At 42.6% G+C, this 21449-nt stretch carries 16 protein-coding genes and 2 pseudogenes; 5 read left to right on the top strand and 13 right to left on the bottom strand.

All coding sequences use genetic code 11. The features are described from left to right. Positions 1–32: 32 nt before the first annotated feature. A complete protein-coding gene (locus HMPREF9007_RS08620; protein ID WP_008762372.1) occupies positions 33–1064 on the bottom strand; it encodes an alpha/beta hydrolase in 1032 nt (343 codons plus the stop codon). A 406-nt stretch (positions 1065–1470) separates the two neighbouring features. On the opposite strand from HMPREF9007_RS08620, the pseudogene HMPREF9007_RS08630 reads away from it, so the two are divergent. Beyond that, a pseudogene (locus HMPREF9007_RS08630) lies at positions 1471–3229 on the top strand (1-deoxy-D-xylulose-5-phosphate synthase). A gap of 86 nt (positions 3230–3315) precedes the next feature. On the opposite strand, the gene HMPREF9007_RS08635 reads toward HMPREF9007_RS08630, so the two are convergent. After that, a complete protein-coding gene (locus HMPREF9007_RS08635; protein ID WP_008762368.1) occupies positions 3316–4206 on the bottom strand; it encodes an AraC family transcriptional regulator in 891 nt (296 codons plus the stop codon). Between the two features lie 157 nt (positions 4207–4363). Between HMPREF9007_RS08635 and HMPREF9007_RS08640 the strand changes: the two genes are divergently transcribed. Next, positions 4364–5035: a DUF6198 family protein gene (locus HMPREF9007_RS08640; RefSeq protein ID WP_008762367.1), complete on the top strand. Its 672-nt coding sequence runs from the start codon at positions 4364–4366 to the stop codon at positions 5033–5035. A gap of 525 nt (positions 5036–5560) precedes the next feature. Here the strand turns inward: HMPREF9007_RS08640 and HMPREF9007_RS28085 are convergent. After that, positions 5561–8867: pseudogene (locus HMPREF9007_RS28085) on the bottom strand (S41 family peptidase). Between the two features lie 24 nt (positions 8868–8891). Further along, entirely contained in the window at positions 8892–9707 is an 816-nt protein-coding gene (locus HMPREF9007_RS08650) for an MBL fold metallo-hydrolase (protein WP_008762366.1), read from the bottom strand. A gap of 213 nt (positions 9708–9920) precedes the next feature. On the opposite strand from HMPREF9007_RS08650, the gene HMPREF9007_RS08655 reads away from it, so the two are divergent. Further along, on the top strand, positions 9921–10466 hold the full coding sequence (locus HMPREF9007_RS08655) for a methylated-DNA--[protein]-cysteine S-methyltransferase (RefSeq protein ID WP_008762365.1): 546 nt from the start codon (positions 9921–9923) through the stop codon (positions 10464–10466). A 195-nt stretch (positions 10467–10661) separates the two neighbouring features. Here HMPREF9007_RS08655 and HMPREF9007_RS08660 read toward each other — a convergent pair whose 3' ends face one another. Next, complete coding sequence (locus HMPREF9007_RS08660) at positions 10662–11201, bottom strand: flavodoxin family protein (RefSeq protein ID WP_008762364.1); 540 nt, start codon at positions 11199–11201, stop codon at positions 10662–10664. A gap of 266 nt (positions 11202–11467) precedes the next feature. Between HMPREF9007_RS08660 and HMPREF9007_RS08665 the strand changes: the two genes are divergently transcribed. Beyond that, positions 11468–12157, top strand: coding sequence for a Crp/Fnr family transcriptional regulator (locus HMPREF9007_RS08665; protein WP_008762363.1), 690 nt, complete (start codon positions 11468–11470; stop codon positions 12155–12157). Positions 12158–12246: 89 nt separating this feature from the next. On the opposite strand, the gene HMPREF9007_RS08670 is transcribed toward HMPREF9007_RS08665, so the two are convergent. The 8 genes from HMPREF9007_RS08670 to HMPREF9007_RS08705 all read right to left on the bottom strand — a co-directional run bounded on the left by HMPREF9007_RS08670 (position 12247) and on the right by HMPREF9007_RS08705 (position 20906). Further along, positions 12247–13533, bottom strand: a complete 1287-nt coding sequence (locus HMPREF9007_RS08670; RefSeq protein WP_008762362.1) for an alginate export family protein — start codon at positions 13531–13533, stop codon at positions 12247–12249. A 7-nt stretch (positions 13534–13540) separates the two neighbouring features. Beyond that, a complete protein-coding gene (gene ccsA / locus HMPREF9007_RS08675) occupies positions 13541–14278 on the bottom strand; it encodes a cytochrome c biogenesis protein CcsA (protein ID WP_008762361.1) in 738 nt (245 codons plus the stop codon). Positions 14279–14329: 51 nt separating this feature from the next. Then, positions 14330–15565, bottom strand: a complete 1236-nt coding sequence (locus HMPREF9007_RS08680; RefSeq protein ID WP_008762360.1) for a cytochrome c biogenesis protein ResB — start codon at positions 15563–15565, stop codon at positions 14330–14332. 11 nt (positions 15566–15576) lie between these two features. Continuing rightward, positions 15577–17058, bottom strand: a complete 1482-nt coding sequence (gene nrfA / locus HMPREF9007_RS08685) for an ammonia-forming cytochrome c nitrite reductase (RefSeq protein ID WP_008762359.1) — start codon at positions 17056–17058, stop codon at positions 15577–15579. A gap of 43 nt (positions 17059–17101) precedes the next feature. Continuing rightward, positions 17102–17698 (bottom strand): cytochrome c nitrite reductase small subunit, encoded by a 597-nt coding sequence (nrfH, locus tag HMPREF9007_RS08690; RefSeq protein ID WP_008762358.1) that lies wholly within the window; start codon positions 17696–17698, stop codon positions 17102–17104. Positions 17699–17854: 156 nt separating this feature from the next. Then, the gene (locus tag HMPREF9007_RS08695; protein WP_008762357.1) at positions 17855–18349 is read right to left on the bottom strand and encodes a DUF4625 domain-containing protein; all 495 of its coding nucleotides are present in this window, start codon (positions 18347–18349) and stop codon (positions 17855–17857) included. After that, positions 18349–20505, bottom strand: a complete 2157-nt coding sequence (locus HMPREF9007_RS08700) for a TonB-dependent receptor (RefSeq protein ID WP_008762356.1) — start codon at positions 20503–20505, stop codon at positions 18349–18351. Before HMPREF9007_RS08700 ends, HMPREF9007_RS08695 begins: the two co-directional genes overlap by 1 nt. Before the next feature lie 86 nt (positions 20506–20591). Then, positions 20592–20906, bottom strand: coding sequence for a hypothetical protein (locus HMPREF9007_RS08705; RefSeq protein ID WP_008762355.1), 315 nt, complete (start codon positions 20904–20906; stop codon positions 20592–20594). Positions 20907–21102: 196 nt separating this feature from the next. Between HMPREF9007_RS08705 and HMPREF9007_RS08710 the strand changes: the two genes are divergently transcribed. Further along, positions 21103–21447, top strand: a complete 345-nt coding sequence (locus HMPREF9007_RS08710) for a DsrE family protein (RefSeq protein ID WP_008762354.1) — start codon at positions 21103–21105, stop codon at positions 21445–21447. Positions 21448–21449 lie beyond the last annotated feature (2 nt).

The raw sequence follows: 21449 nt of genomic DNA, 5'->3' as shown, positions 1-21449 counted from the left end.
TTTAAATAGTTATCTGTTTTTCCTGTTCATGCTTATTTTTTCAGATATTCCTTAAAAAAGAATTCCAATTTATCGAATGGTATAAGACCCACACGGTCGTAAAGGTCTACATGACCTGCACCGGGCACAATATACAGTTCTTTGGGCTCAGCAGCCAGTCGGTAGGCATCTTCACTAAATTCACGTGAGTGGGCATTTTCTCCGGTTATGAAAAGCATAGGACGGGGCGAAATAGTCTCAATATCTGCGAAAGGATAGAAATTCATGAATTTCACATTGCTCGAAAGCGTAGGATGTGTGGTAGTCATCGGGGTTGCTCCTTCGGGAGTAAACTCTCCCCTCTGAGTGCGGTAGAACTCATAAAATTCGCGTTCTATCGGACCGGAGTTTTCTGTCACTTCGTGTACAGTGCCACCGGTATATTTAGTTTCTCCGCCCAAAAACTCTGCATAGCGCTGTTCTGCTGCCTCAGCCATGATTTGTTTCCGTTGTTCCAGAGTCAGCGCATGTTTCAGTCCGTTACGACTGGCTGTACCCATATTGTACATGCTGATGGTTGCAATCGCTTTCAGACGAGGGTCTATCTTGACCGCACTGATAGCGAAACTTCCGCTGCCACAAATTCCGATTACACCTATATTATTCCGGTCGATGAACGGACGTGTACCCAGAAAATCTACTGCGGCACTGAAATCCTCCGCATATACCTCCGGCAAAACAGCATTGCGCGGCTCACCTTCACTTGCACCCCAAAAAGACAAGTCGATGGACAGCGTTACAAAACCACGCTCCGCCATTTTGGTAGCGTACAGGTTCGCACTCTGTTCCTTGACCGCTCCCATCGGGTGTCCGACAATAATGGCAGGATATTTCTCTCCCTCTTTCATGGTCTTCGGCAAAAACAGATTGCCGGCTACTTTCATTTTATACTGGTTAGAAAAAGAAACCTTTTCTACCTTTACCCAATCACTTTTATAAAAATTATCCGCATCAGCCTGTGCGAAAGAAAAACTGGTTCCAAGCATCATAATAAATACAGCGGTTAATAATAATATTCGTTTCATATCTCTTACATTTAATTATTAATGAATTGATTGTCTACTTTCTACATTGCAAAAATACGGTGAAATAAAGAGAGTGTTTGTAGATGAATTACTGACATTATTACCCCAATTACGGATTATCGGTTTTATCTTTTTGCCGCATATAAGAGTATATACTATTATATATAATGATTACGCGTGCGTGATACCTTATCCAAAGTATATTCAGGAGAAAAGAATCAAGCTTGCAAAAGAGCACATGGTTGATATAGAGGAAGTCATATTTTATGTTTTATCAAGCCCATTTTTAGCGGAACTGTAATATAGGTAAAAGAATCCGTAATTCATATACAAACAGATTTCAAATCCGGCAGTATCTTTGCAGTGAAATAAAAATATAGGTATAAACATAAAAAAACAATTTGATATGTATTTAGAAAATATTTACTCTCCCGCAGACGTAAAGAAGTTATCGTTTCAGGAACTGAATGATTTAAGTCACGAAATCCGTGCATCCCTCTTACAAAAACTGAGTGAACATGGCGGGCACTTCGGCCCTAACTTCGGAATGGTAGAAGCGACCATTGCCCTGCACTATGTTTTCAATTCACCGAAAGATAAAAATTGTATATGATGTATCACATCAGAGTTACGTACATAAGATGCTGACCGGACGTAAAGATGCTTTTCTCCATCCTGCTGAATATGACCATGTATCCGGCTACTCAGAACCACAGGAAAGTGAACATGATTTCTTTGTGATCGGTCATACTTCTACTTCGATCAGCTTGGCAAGCGGACTGGCAAAAGGACGTGACCTGACAGGTGGCAACGAAAATATCATCGCTGTAATAGGCGACGGTTCACTAAGCGGAGGCGAAGCCTTCGAGGGACTGGACTACGTAGCAGAACTCGGAACTAACATGATTATTATTGTCAATGACAATCAGATGTCCATTGCCGAAAATCACGGAGGTTTATACAAGAATCTGAAAGATTTGCGCGACAGTAACGGTCAATGTGAATGCAACTTCTTCAAAGCGATGGGGCTGGACTATATGTACGTGAATGACGGTAACCATGTGGAAGCACTGATCGAGGCTTTCTCCAAAGTTAAAGATATACAGCATCCGATAGTAGTCCACATCAATACATTAAAAGGCAAAGGTTACGAGCCTGCAGAACAGGACAAGGAGACCTATCATTGGCGTACTCCGTTTGATCTAGAAACCGGAGAATCAAAAATGAACGACGACGCAGAAGATTATAGTGAAGTAACCGCTCAATATCTGCTAAAAAAGATGAAAGAAGACAAGCGTGTAGTTACTATTACTTCGGGCACCCCCGCTGTTCTAGGCTTCACTCCCGACCGTCGTCAGGAAGCAGGCAAGCAGTTTGTAGATGTCGGTATTGCCGAAGAGCATGCAGTGGCACTTGCTTCCGGTATCGCAGCCAATGGCGGAAAACCGGTTTACGGAGTATACAGCACCTTTATACAACGCTCTTACGACCAGCTATCGCAAGATCTCTGTATCAATAATAATCCGGCAATTCTGTTGGTATTCTGGGGGACGTTATCCGGTATGAATGATGTAACCCACCTCTGTTTCTTCGATATTCCACTTATCAGCAATATCCCCAATATGGTCTATCTGGCACCTACCTGTAAAGAGGAATATCTAGCCATGCTGGAATGGAGCATCCGCCAAAATGAGCATCCGGTGGCTATCCGTGTACCTGCCACAGATGTAATCAGTTGCGGTGAACCGGTGGAATCCGACTATAGCAATCTCAATCGTTATAAAGTCGCCCACCGCGGCTCCAAAGTAGCAATTCTTGCATTAGGCTCCTTCTTCGGATTAGGGCAATCGGTTCTGTCACTGCTGAAAGATAAAGCCAACATTGATGCCACCCTTATCAATCCCCGCTACATCACAGGTGTAGACAGCGAACTGATGGACGAACTGAAAGCCGACCACGAATTAGTGATTACACTGGAAGACGGAGTTCTGGATGGTGGTTTCGGTGAAAAGATTGCCCGTTACTATGGCGCTACAGATATAAAAGTGCTCAACTATGGAGCTAAAAAAGAATTTGTAGACCGTTATGATATACAGGAACTGCTTCGTGCCAACCATCTGACGGATGAACAGATCGTAGAAGATATCCTATCACTCATTGGCTGATAAGTCAAAACCAGTTCATTATATATTTCATGTAGGTTGATGTATCCGTTCGTTATGGGATCACATCAACCTGCATTCATTTTCACTTAAATCCATAATCCCTTCCGATAATTGAGAGGAGTCTGCCCCATATTTCTCTTGAAAAACTTACAGAAACCGGCAGCATCGCTAAAGCCCAACTGAGAAGCAATATCCCCTAGCGTAGATTTAGTGGAACTCAGCAAGGTTCGGGCTTCCATGATCAATAACTCATTAATAATCGTATTCACACTTTTTCCCGTTCCGGCACGAACGATACGCGCAAGGTACTGCTCACTGATGGCCAGCTTATCCGCATAGAAACTAACGAAATGCTCTTCTCTGAAGTTTCGGGTAACAAGCGCATGAAATTCCTGTAAAACATGGTCTTTACGACTGACCTCCTTTTTTATGATGGTCTTTCGGGAAAGAAAATCGGCTATATCCAAAAATAAGGCGTTGCAAGCCGCCTGTATTCGCCGGAAAAGAAACTGATGTTTTATATTCAGCAAATGCATCAACACTTCCAGTTCATTACGAATGATTTGAGCTTCGTATGCTGTCAGCTGTATGGTATATTGCTTATTCTGCCTCATCGTTGCCAACAGAATAGCCGTTATCTGGGTAAGATAAGAGTCATCTGTCCGCATGGACTCGGAAATGGAGAGGGTGATAAACTTAATATCCGGACTCGAATAAAGATGGTCGGTGAGATAATTCGCTCCATGAACAAGCAACATATCAGGCTCTATCACAATAAATTCCCCATTCAACAAAATCTCGGAACGACCTTCAAGAACGAGTATCATATAAAGTTCACGATTAAAGTAACGTTCGTTTTCCGGATAGCTCCTGTCCTTATATTCACTCATAAAGCAGACTACCTCCTCTTTATAATGAGGAATTTCCGGATGTTCCTTTAATAACTGCCTATTATCAAAAATACGAGATTTTACCATTTATACCTCCTTCTTTTCGACGTAAAAGTACAATTTGTTTCGGATATGACAAAAACTGTGTGGAATCGGATAACTTATATCAGACAAAAAAACGGGACCTTTGCATATTCTTCTTTATAGAATGAAGAACAATACGATTATATAAGATAGATAAGATATGGGAATGAAAGACGTTTTTAAAAGGTATTTGGTATTTGTTATCGGATTGTATTTTCTGGCTGCCGGAATAGTGTTGATTGTACGTTCCGCATTAGGAACCACACCTATATCCAGCATCAATTATGTGTTAAGCCTGAACAGCCCTTTATCATTAGGAACTTGTACGTTTCTGATCAATATGCTGCTTATTCTGGGACAGTTCTGGATCATCAGAAAAAATAAGACCCGACAGGACACCATTGAAATACTTCTTCAATTGCCGTTCTCTTTTATCTTTTCGGCATTCATTGATTTTAATATGGCACTCACCAGTAATCTGCATCCCGACAATTACGGGATATCAATAGCCTTATTACTCACAGGATGCATGATACAATCCATAGGAGTCGTACTCGAACTCAAACCCAAAGTAGCAATGATGAGCGCAGAGGCTTTCGTAAAATACGCCTCCCGCCGTTATAACAAAGAGTTCGGAAAGTTCAAAGTCTGTTTTGATGTTACGCTGGTCACTCTGGCAGTCATACTCTCTCTCCTGCTTTCGCAATGCATCGAAGGTGTTCGCGAGGGGTCTCTTATCGCCGCCTGCATCACCGGATATATCGTCAGCTTCCTGAATCAGAAAATAATGACAAGGAAGACTCTCTACAAATTATTACCTGTATTGAAATAAGTTTTCTCCAGCTCACTACCAGCAACGTTTCCATCTGCCTGACTATATAGTAATGCTTAAAAATAAGTTGGTACTTCGAGGGATGTTTGGATACATCACAGTGAGTACATTAGATGTAGTTCGCTATATCTGTTTAAAGCCATCTGTTGTTTGTATGTTAAGTCACTGTATCCCATACGTTATCCTATATACATCATTGCGTTTTCCCTGCGGTGAAATAAAACACGAACACCTATTGTTAAACACACTAAGTCAGAGTATGTGACAGGCAAAGAAGCAGTAAATCGCATCTCATGGAAGGTACTTTGTCACGAGAAGGACGGGCATTGAGGAAAAAAGTGAGAGACAACTCAAAAAACAATGTAGGTATGTCAAAAGTCAAAAGTAACTAAACTCTCCTCCTTCGGGAAGGAGGAGAGTTTAGTTACTTTTGACACACCTTCATTCGGTATGCCACTGATTGCAAGAAGTTTAAATAGAGCAGAGTGAGACTAAAATTATTTTTTCTAAAGGAGGAAAGGATGTCTATTTCTTCCGGCTATCTATTTCTTTAAGCAATTCATCCACAGCCATTTTGAGTTGCGTGTCCTCTCCTTTCACTACAGTTTCCGGGCTGTTGGCAACCTTGATATCAGGTTCCAACTGAGTATTTTCCAGATAACTGCCATCCGGTAGACGATAACCGATGATAGGAATCCCAAATACCAATGAAGGATCCTGCAAAGTTTCCCAAGACACACTTGTCATAGTTCCCGGGACAGGCATACCTACCAGTTTTCCAATATTCTGATGCTTGTACACCCACGGGGTGCCATGAGCATTCGAATAATTGGCTTCACACTGCAACATAATAGAAGGCTTGTTCCAACGACGACTTGGCATATCACAGGCTTCACGTCCGCGTACCACCTGAGTGAAATATTTCTGACCGCTGAAAAGTATTTCAATATCTTCATGCAGACGACCGCCTCCGTTAAAACGGGTATCGATCACAATTCCGTCACAGTTATTGTATTTTCCCAGAATATCCGAGTAAACAGTACGGAAACTTCCATCTCCCATAGATTGAATATGAACGTATCCCAAACGACCGCCGGACCATTTCTCCACATCCTCAGCACGTTGTTTTACCCAACGTTTATATAATAAGCCATTAAGTTGTCCGCTTGTGACAGGTTTTACCACTTCTTCCCAACGTTCCTTATTCTGCGGGTTGTACAGCGAAACCAGTGTTTTCTTCCCTGCCTTATTATTCAAAAGATCAGTGATGTCCTTATCCGGAGTTATTTCTTCCCCGTTGATTTTTTCTATAATACACCCTGCCTTTACTTTGGTACGGGAATGATCGAACGGGCCTTTTTCTACAATTTCAGCAATCTGCATACCCTTTCCCTGATAATTCCAGTCAAACAATAAGCCCAGATTAGAGGTTACATCTCCATTGCCCCTCGGAGAATAGCGTCCTCCGGTATGCGAAACATTCAGTTCACCTAACCATTCGCTCAGTAATTCTGCAAAGTCATAGTTATTATCAATATGTGGCAGGAATTTACGATAGGCAGCTGTCATGGCATTCCAGTCCACTCCGTGCATATTAAGATTATAGAAGCGTTTTTGATGCTGTTTATATACATGATCGAACATCGCCTCACGTTCGGCTGCCAAATCCATTTTCATTTCAGCCTGATAACTGATAGGTTTCAGAGCATCCGACTTCGCGTCCATTTTCTGCATATTTCTGCTTCCCAGCAAGAAGATATCTCCTTTTTTATCCAGCATCAGTGATGACCAGCCGGAATTAAGTTTATGGAGACGCTTCGTGCCTTTTTCACGAAGATTCATTTTCCAAAGGTCATACCCCTCTTCGAAAGCTGAAAAGTAATACAGATTTTCTCCATCTTTGGAAAGAATAGCACTACCTAAATCAGAAGAGTTAGGAGTCAGGCGTACAATACGGTCTTCAATACCGCTGAGTTCTACAACAATATCTTTCTTGTCTGCCTTGTCCTTTTCGGTATCCTCCTTATCTCCTTCTTTGTCTGCCTTATCTTTTCTTTGTCTGCCTTGTCCTTTTTAGACTGACTTCCGTCCTTTTCTTATCACCGTCTTTCTCCTTTGCTTTTTTCTGCTCCTTTTCAAATTCTTTGAGCAGTTCGAAGTCCTCTTTACTCAAACGGTAACGGTCGTAAGCATCCTGATTCAAGAATACCAGCATCACATCCTGTTGTGATCCCCAGGAAGCATGGGCACGCATACCATAACGCTCGGTCTGGAACAGAATGGCATTTCCATCCAGTACCCAACGTGGAGAGCCGCTAATATAACCGCTGTTAGTCAGATTAGTGATAGTACCTCCCTGTGCACTGACAATACCGATATCCGAATAGGGATCATGACGATTGCCGATAAACTCAAGCGTAAACCACTTGCCATCGGGCGACCATTCGTAATCGAATCCGCCTCCTGTATTGTACCATGTAGAACCGTCTGTCACCTGACGTACTTTTTTGGTTTTCAGGTCGAGTACCATCAACCGGTTACGGTCTTCGATAAAAGCCAGTTCCTTACCATCCGGAGAGTATTGCGGGTAAGCACGTTCTACGGTTTTGGAGGGGAGCAATACTTCCTCTTCAATAAGAGTGGCGTTAGGGAAATTCGCCTCTTCTTTACGAGCTATCTTAGCGGTATAAAGTTGCCAGTTACCGGTCCGCTCGCTGGCGTAAACCAGTGTACGGTTGTCGGGAGCAAAAGATACACCGGATTCCTTTGCCGGAGTATTTGTTATTTGCTTGGTCGTAGCATAATCGGTTGAAGTCACAAAAACATCACCTCGCACAATAAAAGCCACCTGCTTACCATCCGGAGACACAGAAGCGGAAGTCGCACCCTGAGAAAATCTGAGAGTAGCAATCTCTTTTTCATCATCACGCACAAGATCAACATTTACTTTCTTCGGGCGGGCATTGGGCTCTTGTGTATAAAGTTCTCCGTCATACGTATAGCATAAAGTTCCTTTATCGCTGATTGACAAGAAACGTACCGGATGCGTGCGGAAAGTGGTGATAGCTTTCACTTCCTGCGGAGTGTTCAGGGTAAAGTTATATACATTAAATGAACCGCCATTGCGCTCACTTAGAAAATAGACCGAATTACCATCCGGTGCATATACCGGATTACGGTCTTCTCCTTCCCGATTGGTCAGATTGGCATGTTTCCCGGTCGAAACATCGTATAGCCAAATGTCTCTTGTTATAGATGAGGTATGGTGTTTTCTCCATTCATCTTCAAAACCTTTACGGTCCTGATAAAGGAAGTTTTTTCCCGATTTATCAAAGCAAACCCATTCGGCAGGAGTAGCCAGCACTTGTTCGGTACGTCCTCCGGTAACCGGAACTTTATATAATTCCGTCATGGCTCCGGTAGGAAAAAGGGCACTTTCCGCAGGGTCCTGAATGGAGGCGGAGAAAAGTACAAATTTACCATCCGGAGTGAAAGCCGAAGGAATCTCCGAGGCAGAATGATAAGTCAACCGACGTGCAGTTCCTCCATCGGCAGACATGATAAAGAGATCGAAGTTCCCATTCCGGTCGCTGGCAAACGCGATTTGTTTACCATCTGGCGACCAAACAGGATTAGCCTCATAAGAAGCTTGTGTTGTTAATTGGGTAGCGTTTCCCCCTTGAACGGGGACTCTGTAAATGTCGCCTTTATAACAAAAGACGATTTCCTTTCCATCCGGTGAGATACGTGCATCACGTATCCACAAAGGGGTAATAGCATAGCTGGATAATGCAGTCAGTACCAGCGCTAAAGAAGTTATAAGTTTCTTCATATCAAATTATTATATATTTTGTTCTTAAATACTTGTCTCTATTTGTTTTCCTGTATAGTTATAGAATATCCTGTCGCCAAAATCTTTATAAAAAGAAGCATATTTATCTACTCCCGTACAATGGCAGACACCTATCTCTTGAGGTAAATATTCATGCAAATAATCAGCAATAACCTGATATTTGGATTCTTCTGCATTATGAATATGAAAGCCTCCTAAAAGCAGATTGCAGGGAAGTTTTGAAAATGCCGTTCGTACTGTCCGCAATATATTTGTAATACCCCGGTGGGAACAGGCACTTAAAATGGAAAGTCCTTCAGGCTCAACCAGTACCATAGCTAACTCGTCCGGAAAGGTATCGGGGACTCTAGAACCATCTTCCTTTTGAATCCAAAATCGTTCAAAATGTGTATCCTTCGGGTCTATAATATCCACAGAGGGAAAAAGAAATACTCCGGGAACCAGTTCAGTCAACTCATCAATAAAACGAAAACGAGAAAGATCAAGCGAGCGTGTATATTTCATTCCATTCTCACGTTCATCCTTGAATTTAGGAAAAAACACTTCGCGTTTGCAGACAACCGTTGCTTCGGCATTTAGTTCAAGAAAATGGCGTAGTCCACCCGTATGGTCACTGTGACCATGAGATAATACTAAATAATCTACTTTTTGCAAGTCAATATTCAATAACCGGGCATTACGGATAAATAAATCGGAAGCTCCCGTATCAAAAAGTAATCTGTTTTCCGGTGTCTCAATATAGAGGGAAAGCCCATGTTCTGCCTGCAATTTACGTCCATAGACACAATTTTCTACAAGAGTCGTTATTTTATAGTTCATGTGGTTTGGTTCTTAATCAAATAATACGAAATAAAAAGTTCTGCTACAAAATTATAATAATTCTACGGCAGAACAAGTAATCAATCAATTTAAATCGACTGTAAGGGTAAAAGATTTTGTTTCAGGCTTCTATTGCCGAATTATTCATTTTGTAGTTTGAATACAAATAATTACTTTTACATCCATATCAAACCCTTTAAATAAAGAATCAAAATGGAGAAAGAAGCAAAAGGTAAAGTAAATACAGTTCAGATACAGTACTATCAATCTCCATGCGGGAAATTGATACTCGGTTCTTTCGAGAACAAGCTCTGTATGTGTGACTGGGTGGTGAGTGAAGAACGCAGAACAACAATCGATAAACGAATACAAAAAGCGCTAAATGCTCAGTACGCAATAGAAAACTCTGAAGTGATAACGCAAACGATCAGCCAGCTAGATGAGTATTTTTCCCGTCAAAGGACTACGTTTGATATTCCTCTGCTTCTTGTCGGGACAGAGTTTCAAAAGAGTGTATGGAATGAATTATTAAACATTCCCTACGGAACAACGATATCTTATGCTCAATTATCACAGAGACTGAATAATCCTAAAGCTATCCGTGCGGTAGCCTCTTCGAATGGAGCAAATTCGATTTCAATACTTATTCCTTGTCACAGGGTGATCGGCAGTGATCATAAACTGACCGGATATGCCGGTGGTCTTGTAGCTAAAAAGACTTTATTGGAGCTGGAATCGAACGAAAGAAGATTATTGTAACAGAATCATTAAACTAAACTTCTCTCATTAAATCCAGACTAAAATATGGTGTCACTATCCCATTACTATAGTGTCACTATCATACTGCTTTAGTGTCACTATCCTACAGGTATAGCGTCACTATATACTCAGCATAGTGACACCATCCTGAAAGGTTGTTATATATGACGGGAAATGTTTACCTAAAGCGAACGTTTACACCATTTTTCCCATCTCATAGGCTTCCTGCATGTAGGGAGTATCTTTTATTTCTCCTACCTTCCAGGCACCTATTCCATAAATCACTCCTTTTTCCTGCGGATTTTCCAGACAATCAAGGAAGCCACGGAAACCATCAATCGTACGTTCCATCATCCCCTTATCATTCTCCGCCGCTGCAATAATGAAATAAAATTCCTTATTCGTTATTTCCGTATAACGCGCACAACAACGGTCAATCATAATCTTCATCTGTCCGCACATCGTATAGAAATAAACAGGTGTTGCCATTACGATGACATCAGCAGCAATCATTTTCTCCACAATTCCTGCGGCATCATCTTTCTGGGGGCAGGGTTTGCCATACATGCTGCAAACACTACATCCCGTACAAGGATGAATTGCTTTCTCTTTCAGAAAAATCTTTTCTACTTCATTGCCTGTTTCGAGGACACCTTTCATAAATTCGTCACAAAGCATATCAGAATTACCGCCCTTTCGCGGACTGGACGAAATAATCAGAACTTTTTTAGCCATAACTATATTACTTTTATTTTTTGAATTTCATTAATCAGCTTTTTCACTCTGCAAAAATAGACAATTTATCATATAGCAAATGTAGATAAATTACAGAGATGTGTACCCTAATTACTGATTCAAACATTTTCTGCCATTTTTACTTTTTATCAATATCCTTTTCATCTCATCCATAATCGGTCTTTCGGCGGCACAAACATAAAAAAAGATTTTCTCTGCCCATATATAATTCATATCTTTGCCCATGATACGAACAACATAATGCAATGAAAAAAATACAACTGACCAACGCACATAAAGAAAAATTATTTCAAATCCCTTTATTTCGGGATTTACCTCTGAACATTAAGGAATCTCTGTTGGATAAACTGGATTTCGTTATCTATGCAGCGGATAAAAAAGAAATAGTTGTTACGCAAGGTACACCTTGCAACAAACTATATGTGTTATTGGAAGGAAAACTACGCACGGATATCATTGACGGATTGGGGAACGAAGTGATGATTGAGTATATCATCGCACCACGTACCTTTGCCACCCCTCACCTTTTCAATTCAAACAATACGTTGCCAGCTACTTTTACTGCTTTGGAAGACAGCGTGGTACTCATGGCAACCAAAGATTCCACTTTTAAAGTCATCAGTCAGGACCCGCAGGTGTTGCACAATTTTCTTTGCATCGCCGGAAATTGCAATATATGTACCGTATCACGTTTGAAACCTCTGTCGCGCAAGACTGTACGCGAAAGGTTTATTGTTTACTTATTCGAACATAAGAAAAAAGATTCTCTGACTGTAGAGATCATGCATACCCAGTCACAGCTTGCCGAGTACCTGAATGTATCACGTCCTGCTTTATCCAAAGAAATCAATAAGATAATCAAGGAAGGGCTGATCACAATGGAAGGAAAAAAGATCGAGATTCTGAATAAAATGGCGCTGGAGAAATACTTATAATAAAAAGAAAGTGGCACAGCCTAAATTTAATGCTGTGCCACTTTTTATATTCTATCAACGGTTTAATCTGAATCCTAGCTAGGTTTCAATTACCATTTTGTAAAAAACACTTTCGGGTTGATATTGACAGATACCCATCCCCAGTCTTGCCAACTCTTATGATTTCCGCCTTTCACAGCATCCATCGTCTTCGTTCCAAGCATAAAAGAATAACCGGCAGAGAGTTTCACATCTTTCATTACAGACCAATTGATCTGATAGTCAACTTCCGAACCGAGTGACTTCTTCAAATCTTCTTTAAAATCTACTTCAGTAGCAGTAGCAAAATAATGATAATTGAGTTCCATATCTACCTTGGCAGATGCACGAAAACGAGCCCCAAGACGACCATCTATTAATCCGGGAGCAAATCCTTTGTTGAATGCAGAAGCGTAGAAATAATCCATGCTGCCATAGAATTTATGATGCGTCCCATAAAGAGGGTCAAAAGCCTTAAATTTACTACTACCTTCTTCATTTCCGCTCAAATAATCAAAGCTTACAACCATTCCCCATGTTTTATTGAACGCATAAGCTGCCGTAGCACTTGCCATGAAAGCAGAAACACTCTCGGCATCCTTGTTCTTACCTGTTTGGTAGTAGAAAGCGCCATCCAAGTTCCATCCGCTATTTTTATATGTAAGATAAGTTCCCATCGTTTGCAAGTAGCGGGTATGAGAATCTTGAGTGAGCTGATTCCCTGTCTCTAACCCTAAATTCATAAACAGTAAAGAAGCCCCGAACGGAATCTTATCTGCTTTATAGTGATACCACACAGTCTGCATATTCTTGTAAGGCTGACCAATAGAAGAATTGTAATAAGTACCACCTGCCGTTTTTTCATCATTCTGGTTGAAAGCCAGAATAGCATGTATTTCATTATTCTTATTGGCATATCCCAGTTTCAACGCATCATGATAACGGCCTGCCACATTCCAGTCCAGTCCGCCCAAAATACGTTCATCATCATAAACTAACGTCTGACGACCTAACTGTGCAAAGAAGCCTTTTCCAAAATCCAGCTTTGCCCATGCCTCATTCAAGACAAAGCGACCATTCTTGTCAATCTGCGGATCTTGCCCCCATACTCCAACATGCTGTGCCGACATCTTGATTTCAAGGTCCGAGCGCTTGTAGTCCAGTGACAAACGGGCACGGTTATTAATGAATGATGCAGCCTTCTGCCCTTCATTGCGAGGGATTAAAGCACCGTTTCGATACTCCGCACGAGGTCTGATTTGCATAGACATCGAAAATTCATTTTCCTTCTCCGTAGTTTGTGTGTATGCCATGCTTGACAATAGCATAAGAACGAATGACCAATAAAATGTTTTCATTGATATTTCAATTTAAGTTATAAGTATGTACACTAACTCCTTGTGCCGATGGAAGGTAATTGATTCCATACCAACACATTTGTAATAAGACAAATGATACTAACAGAATGACTAATGCCGGACGACTCTTCAACGGTCTGCCCAGCCTGAAATGGATATATACCAGATAGGAGAACCAAGTAGCTGCCGCCCATGTCTCTTTCGGGTCCCAAGCCCAGTAGTGCCCCCACGCTTCTTTCGCCCAGATAGCTCCCGTCAGCATTCCCAATGTCATAAATGCCAAGCCCACATAAGTCAGGTTATCGCATAAGTCCATCTCTTTCCGTTCAATATCCTTCTTTTTGAACCAAAGCAGATAGACAGCCATGACCACCGCAGCTCCCAACATCGCATAAGCAAACATATACACTATGACATGAGGGGCAAACCACGGACTTTGCAAAGCAGGCATCAGCGTTTTATTGTGAATCTCCGGTTTAAAGATATTGATACAGATAAATACCAGTGAGAGAATGCAACTGAAACTAAGAATCCATTTATATTTCCAACGCACGTACGTTATCAAACCCGCCAACGGAAGGAAGAAAGAGTACCACAGACGTGTCTCTCCCATCGTCCGCATCGGAGGACGTTCCAGAGAAATCCACATACCGAGGATAAAACTGAAAAAGATGACCAGCCCCAACAAGGTAAATCCATAAGTCCATACCGGCTTCTTTCCTTTCCAGGCAGCAAACGCGCCCAAGCTCCAGCAAATCAATGCGGCTATCGCAAACCATATAAAAATGTTCCCAACTCATTCCCTGTCCTCCTCTTTCCTCTTTTGTGCATTGACAAACAGACAAATTGCTCCGAGCATCATCATGATGATCCCTGCATATACTACAGGCAACCACGGGTCGCGAACCAGCTCAAAGACACTGATATCGCTCCAGCGACCTTTCGACTCATCATAACTAAGCTGATAAATTTTCCATCCTGCTATCTCCATCGGACGATTTACTTCAATCGTACTCTCCGTTATCGTTCCTTCCTGTGTGTAGACTTTTACTTCCGAAGCAAAACGTTGCGGTTCCCGTTCCGGCATCACCAGACTCGTCAGAGAGTCGAGACGCAACGCCTTATAAGGAAAGAGAAAACTACCACAGCTCACCCAGCCTTCTTTCGTCTGTTTGTTCTTTCGGTTGACGGCCTTCAGATGCACTGCATATGTCGCTCCCATCGAATGGAAATCTGTAAATTTCAGTGTGTCTTCTGTAGCTACGGAGGCAGCCATCGGAATAGACTGTTCGACAAACAAGTCCCAATCCAGCAGACTGCCCTCGGAAACTCCGTCTTCAAGCAGTAAATGCACAGGAGACTTTTCGGGGAGTACTCCCCCCGTTTCATTGTCAATCAGCATCAGTTTCGGAGGATATTCATCAATCGTAAAATCCTTCAGTTCGATAGCCAACGGAAGTTCTATCAATTTTCCTTTATCATCGGTAGCCCTCCATTCTGCGTTTCCCATTCGGGTAGTCATCTTCAAGCGTTGCATATCGGCATTTCCCAAAGTAGCCGTAATCAATGCCACGAACAATCCTACGTGATTGAGAAGAAAGGATAGTCTGCCAATCCTGAATGGAAAGCTGGCACGGAGTATGGTCAAACCCAATGCAGTGACCATCCAAAAGTAAAGCAGGACGAAAGGCCAGGACGAAATCATCTGTGAAAATCCCAGTATATCATTGGAAGCATGACCGGAAGGAGCCTGCCGGATAAGCCCCATGATCACCGTCATGCCGACTACCCATACCAGGGAAGAAACGGCAGCGGAATAATGGCTCAACCATCCAAACAGATACACACGTTTACGAAGAAGGTGCATGGCTACCAGCGCAATGATATAAACCACTAACACAATCACATTGACCGGACAGGCAAACAGGCTCCAGTTGATGGCTCCCACTGCCATTTGCAGCAAAATACCTATCACCAGTAATCCCGCACCAATCACCAGCCCTTCTTTATAACTCCACGGTTTGCTCCACATATATCCCTATTTTACTTTTGTGCCAGACGTCCGTTTGCCTTTGCCTTCTCCAGCCATGCCGGAACGGTCGTTTTCAGGAATTTCTCCTTAGCAGCTCTTTCAGCATCCATATCAAGACCGATATATTTCTGCGCTTTGGCCTTCGTTGAAATGTCCGGCATCGGAACGTCTTCCGTATACCCATGCTTCGCTAAAACTTTGGATACAGCCAGACGAGCCTGCATAGCACGGTCCAGACCATGAGAAAGAATTCTCTGAATCTCCTGCGGTGCATGGAAAGAACCTCCATGTGATGCCACACCGAAGTCCCAACGCCATTGTGCCTGACGAATCAATGCAAGCACATCTTTCATCTGATCTTCTGTAGCACCCTTATCCCAGGCAAATTTTGCTTCGATATGCGCCTTTGCCAGTTCCTGTTCCAGACGGTTACGGATTTCATTTGCCTTGCGCTGACGCTCGTACACATTGTTACGTAATGTTTCTTCACTCTCACGATGACAAGTCTGACAGGTGCGGTCAATCATTGCCAATGGGCTCTGAATGTGATGGTCACTGAATTTCACGCCCCCTTCACTCTTATAAGGCATATGACAATCGGCACAAGAAACGCCTCTTTGCCCGTGAATACCCATCTGAGCTATTTCATAGTCGGGATGCTGGGCTTTCAAGATCGGAGTACGGCTTAACTTATGAATGTAATCATAGAAACCTGCCTCATCATAATATGCTTCCATGTCTTCTACAGTGAAACCTTTATCCCACGGGAAAGTCAAATATTTACCGTCACCCTTAAAGTAATATTCTACGTGGCACTGCGCACAGACCAATGAACGCATTTCCTGTGGAGTAGCTTTTGTGATATCTTTTCCCTGACGCTGGAAAGCTTCAATCAATGCCGGACGGCTGATATGAAGATTCATTGTTTCCGGATCGTGGCAGTCGGAACAGCCGATCGGATTCACGATTTCATCACCAAAGGCAGCCCATTTGTTATTATAGAAAGAATCGACTCCCAATGCTTCCATCATGCGGGGAACATCCGGACTCTTACAAGTCCAGCAAGTAGAAGGCTGAGGGCCATCGTGCGGACCTGCAGGAGAACCGGTACGAAGTGACGCCGTAATATCCTCGATAGCATGCATATGTCCGCGCGGAGTGGAATAGTCTTTTGAAAATGCATATCCTGCCCACAGAATAACCAATTCCGGACGTTTTTCCAAAGCATCAACAGCGACATTGCCATTAAACTCGCTTTCAAAATCAGTCTTTGCCGTTTCCGTCCAAGTCTGATATTCGCGGGGAAAATCATCTTTAAACAGTTCGTTGCGTGCTTCAATACCTTTAATGACAGTTTTGCGGTTATTAAAGATACTGGCGACTTCCGCCCTCCTCTCCATCAACGCAGAAACACATAATCCTAAAACAAAAACAACGACCATTGAACCTCCGAACAACAGCCATCCTTGCCATGATTTTAATTTCTTTTCCATTGTATATCGGTTTTATTATTTTATTACGTAGTTATGTATATGCTTATTCCTTATTATTAACCATCTTCCGGAGCCATTCCGGTACAGGCGATTCGGGAAGAGAGACGATAGCTGCCGGAGTAGCGGACAGCGAATTCTTACCACTATGAGGTACATCCCGATGACAGTCCCAGCAAGCCTTTCCTTCTCCCACCATAGACATCATATAATCTATCTTTCCTGTTTTTACAAACTCCGTATTCAGTTGTGTATGGCAACGAATACAATTGTTCATAATCACCTGCGAACTGGGCTCGTGGGCCTGTATCACTTGTGGCTCACTTTTGGTAAGGAAAGCCGCGACGTGCTTCATACCATCCATTCCTTTGAATGTCCATTTCTTTACAATGTTCTCGTGAGGAACATGACAATCGTTACAGGTGGCATCCCGTGCATGTGAACTGTGAAACCATGTGGCATAATAAGGAGACATGATGTGACAATTCACACACGCTGCCGGATCATCGCCCAGATACGTATGTGCCCGAAGCATGTACATAAATAAAGCTCCTCCGCCTACAATAATACCGCCAATGATAACGGCTATTATCTTCGATCTGTACGAAGGAAAAATTCGGTTTATAAATGGTAACTTCATCATAGTGAAAAAGTATTTTTCACAAAAGTAAAGCTTTGGAAACACAAAAGGTGTAATAACTATTACACCTTTTAAAGAAAATTATACGAACACTGATTAATAAGAGAAAAAAGATACTCCATCCCGCCCCCGTTTTGCATGGCAGGCTGGCTATTTTATTTATTCATCGTGATGATGATCGTCCCCTTCGGCGGTAGTGCTCAGTACAATATTGCGCGCAATGTAGGTTTCGTTTCCTGCGGCATCCGTGCAATAAACCATCAGATGATAATCGCCCGGAGTAGCATTGGCCGGAATTACAATATCGTGGTGATGGATATGCGCCGTTTTCTTTCCGGAGATATCATAAGACCTGTTGAAACTGAAATCGACAGTGGCTTCGCCCGTAGCAGCAGCCCTGCTCTTTCCATGCGAATGGTGGTCGAAATTACTATGTATTTCAATCATATATGACTTTAACATGACGTCGTCCGACAGATCCATTTCAAAATGTACTCCGTGCTCGTCGCCAATTTTCAGTTCTTGCCCTTCTTCCGGTTCACTTAGTTCAATCACCGGTTTGGTGGTATCGCTATCCGAATCGTCACAAGAAATAAATGCAAATACAGACATTGCCAGAAGGCTGATGATCGGGAGGTAAAGTTTTGTTTTCATTACAGTAATTTTTTAAATGGAATTTTGATTAATAATTGGAAGTTTCGTCCCGGTTCCGGAATTTCTACTTTCCTGTAAAAACTAAGATGATTGTAATATCTGGTATTGAAGATATTACGGGCGGTCAGGGTTATTTCTATCTCGTTAGTCCTACCAACCGGAATATTCAGCGAGCCACCCAAATGAAACAGGTTAGCCCCCGGTGTACGGTCCTCATTACGGTCTACACGGTTCTGACGGGCAATAAGTTGCCACTCCGCATAAAGCATATAGTGTTTTCTTTGCCATGTCAACGTATTCCGCATACCGAACGGCGGAGAAAAACTTAACGGAATATGCTCGTCACAGTTGTAGGTGTAGACGTATTCTCCGGAGATACGGTAATTGAAGTGACGCAGAAAGTTAATGTCTATCGTAGCCTCCGTTCCGGCAAACAGTGCTTCGGCTCCCGTGTAGCGGTAAATCTGTCCGGCATGCGGCAGAACTGACCATTCGCCTGTGGGACGCAGAAAGATGTAGTTACTGAACCAACTGACAAAAGGAGACACGGAAACGGAAAATCCGTGATATCGCAGGTTGTAGGAAGCATCCATCTGCCATCCTTGCTCGGATTTCAGAGAAGCATCTCCCTGCTCGTGACGGAAAGTGCCGTGATGTACACCGTTAGCAGCCAGTTCATTGGCTCCGGGGAGGCGGAAGCTACGTCCGATGTTCACTTTCACCATGTGCTGAACGGAGGGTGTCCATACCAGTCCCAAAGAAAAGGAATAGTCACCGAAATGCTTTCGGACGGCATGACTGTTCCATTTATAGGACTCTACTTGTTCATCATCATATCCTTGCCTCCGAAGGTAATCCGCCAGATAAACGTCCTCGTGCGGAGAGATGCCAATATAACCATAATCATATCGCACGCCTCCACTGACAGAGAGAATGTTATTAGGCTTATACGTCGTAAGCCAGAGCAATCCGGTAGTAGAACGATGGTATTCCGGCAACAAGAATGAATAGCCGGAAATGTCGTTCTGCTGATGTTGCCCATCCCACCCCAACGTATGCTCCCATGAAGAAGAGCCAATAAAGCGGGCTTTTACCGAAGCACTGTATGTGTTCAGATCGAAAGCCAGTTCTTTATCCGGGTCCTTCTCCGGCGCAGGCTGGGAGCCGTAATGAGTATGAAAAGCACTCCATTCCTCCCGATGGTTATTCTGAAATCCCAAATCACCGGACAGGATCAGTTTCTCCCAAGCATATTGCTGATGTGTGGTTACTTTCAGATGATTTACCTTGCTGTAAGGCAGTTCGATATTCCGGCTGTCTCCGTCATCTTCTACGCGCGATGCGTCGGGGACACCGTGTGCGCCCGGAAAGAACCCCGTCTTCTGATAGACATTACTGATGGAATAGTCTGCTTTATAGCCTTTTCGCTGATATTGGGTGAAAAGGCCGATATTGCGTTCCACTCCTGCCGTATTTTTCAGTTTACGCCCATAGACGGGCATTTTCTGAGTCAGGTAGACAATGGTATCCGTAGGGATGCGGTAATCACCGAAGTGCTGTTCGGAATAACGGATTTGCGCATACCAGGCATTCTTTTTAAGTCCCAGCATCAGCGAACCTGCCAGTGTTCCGTTGACGGATTTGCCCAATAGGGTGACATCGCCGAAGAGCATATTCGCAGAAGGTATGGGAGGAGAGGCTATATCAATCACTCCGCCCATGGCATCACTGCCGTAAAGCAGTGAGGAAGGACCTTTCAATACATTGACTGTCTCGATATTAAAGGCATCCAGTTCCAGTCCGTGGTCGGCTCCCCATTGCTGGCCTTCCTGCTTGATTCCGTTTTCCAATACGGCTATCCGGTTGAATCCCATCCCCCGAATCATCGGTTTGGAGAAGCCGGAGCCTATGTCCATAGCTTGTACTCCGGGAATGTTCTCCATTGCCTGCATGAAGTTTCCCGTAAAATGTTTGCGCAGAAAATCCTGTTCTATCACTTCAACCGTAAGTGCAGACTTCTTGGCTTGACGCTGTTGGTACGACTCGGTCACAACAACATCAGGCAAAAGCATACTCTTGATTGAATCGGACTTCTGTGCGTGGACGGGTAAGGTTACAAACAACCCTATTACGCCCGAAATAATTCCGATACGCATCAATTACAATCTTTTATATAATGTGTAAAATGAATGTGAGGACAAGTTACAATGAACCTGTCTTCCTAGAAAATATGAATATGTAATTATGCGGCAGGAGGCGCGCGTAGGTGATGCGAATAAGTTCGTTTGCAGACAACCTTATCCTGATAAGTAATCGGCTCGTAAGGAACGAGCGTCAATATACAGTGAAATTCTACCGACTGAGGTTCTGTAAAGAGAGAAAGGGAGTATTTACATATGGCACAATCCTCGGCATGACTCCGGGAATGTTCGGCATGAGAGCATGACGTTTCATCTTCACTTCCATGATAGTGAAAGGTTTTCACTACAAAGAAGGGAATGAATGTCATGAATAACATCCATGCTATGTATGCTCTTATTTTTCTCTTGTGATACATTCTCCCCTATCGTTTTAACAGAATAGTGAGGCAAAGATACTCGTATGAAACAAAAGGTGCAAATTATCTGACTTAATATGTGTTATTAAAAGAATAGTAATAACCGACATTCAATTTTTATTCATTACTTTTGTTTCATAGCATAGTGACACAATATGTCTATAGAAAATAAAGAATCATCAAAAGATAACAGATTATGAGCGCAAATGACAAATTAACCATTCTTTGGACGACTGACAACAAAGATACCGTTTTTAATATGTTGGCAATGTATGCCTTAAACTCTAAAAACAGAGGTTGGTGGAAACATATAAATATTATTCTTTGGGGAGCATCTGTGAAATTAGTAGCCAACGATACGCAAGTACAGACTGAAATATTAGAGATGTTACAATCAGGAATTACGATTGAGGCATGCCAAGATTGCTGTGAGAATTTCGGGGTAGCCTCTATCATCACAAATCTAGGTATAACTGTTAGATATATGGGAATCCCGCTAACCGAATATCTGAAAAACGGGGAAAAGATATTATCTATCTAAGC

Source organism: Bacteroides sp. 1_1_14 (genome assembly GCF_000162515.1).
In the GTDB taxonomy this organism is placed as follows: domain Bacteria; phylum Bacteroidota; class Bacteroidia; order Bacteroidales; family Bacteroidaceae; genus Bacteroides; species Bacteroides thetaiotaomicron.
The sequence above is the reverse complement of the archived record's forward strand: the minus strand, read 5'-3'. Positions and strand labels throughout refer to the sequence as shown.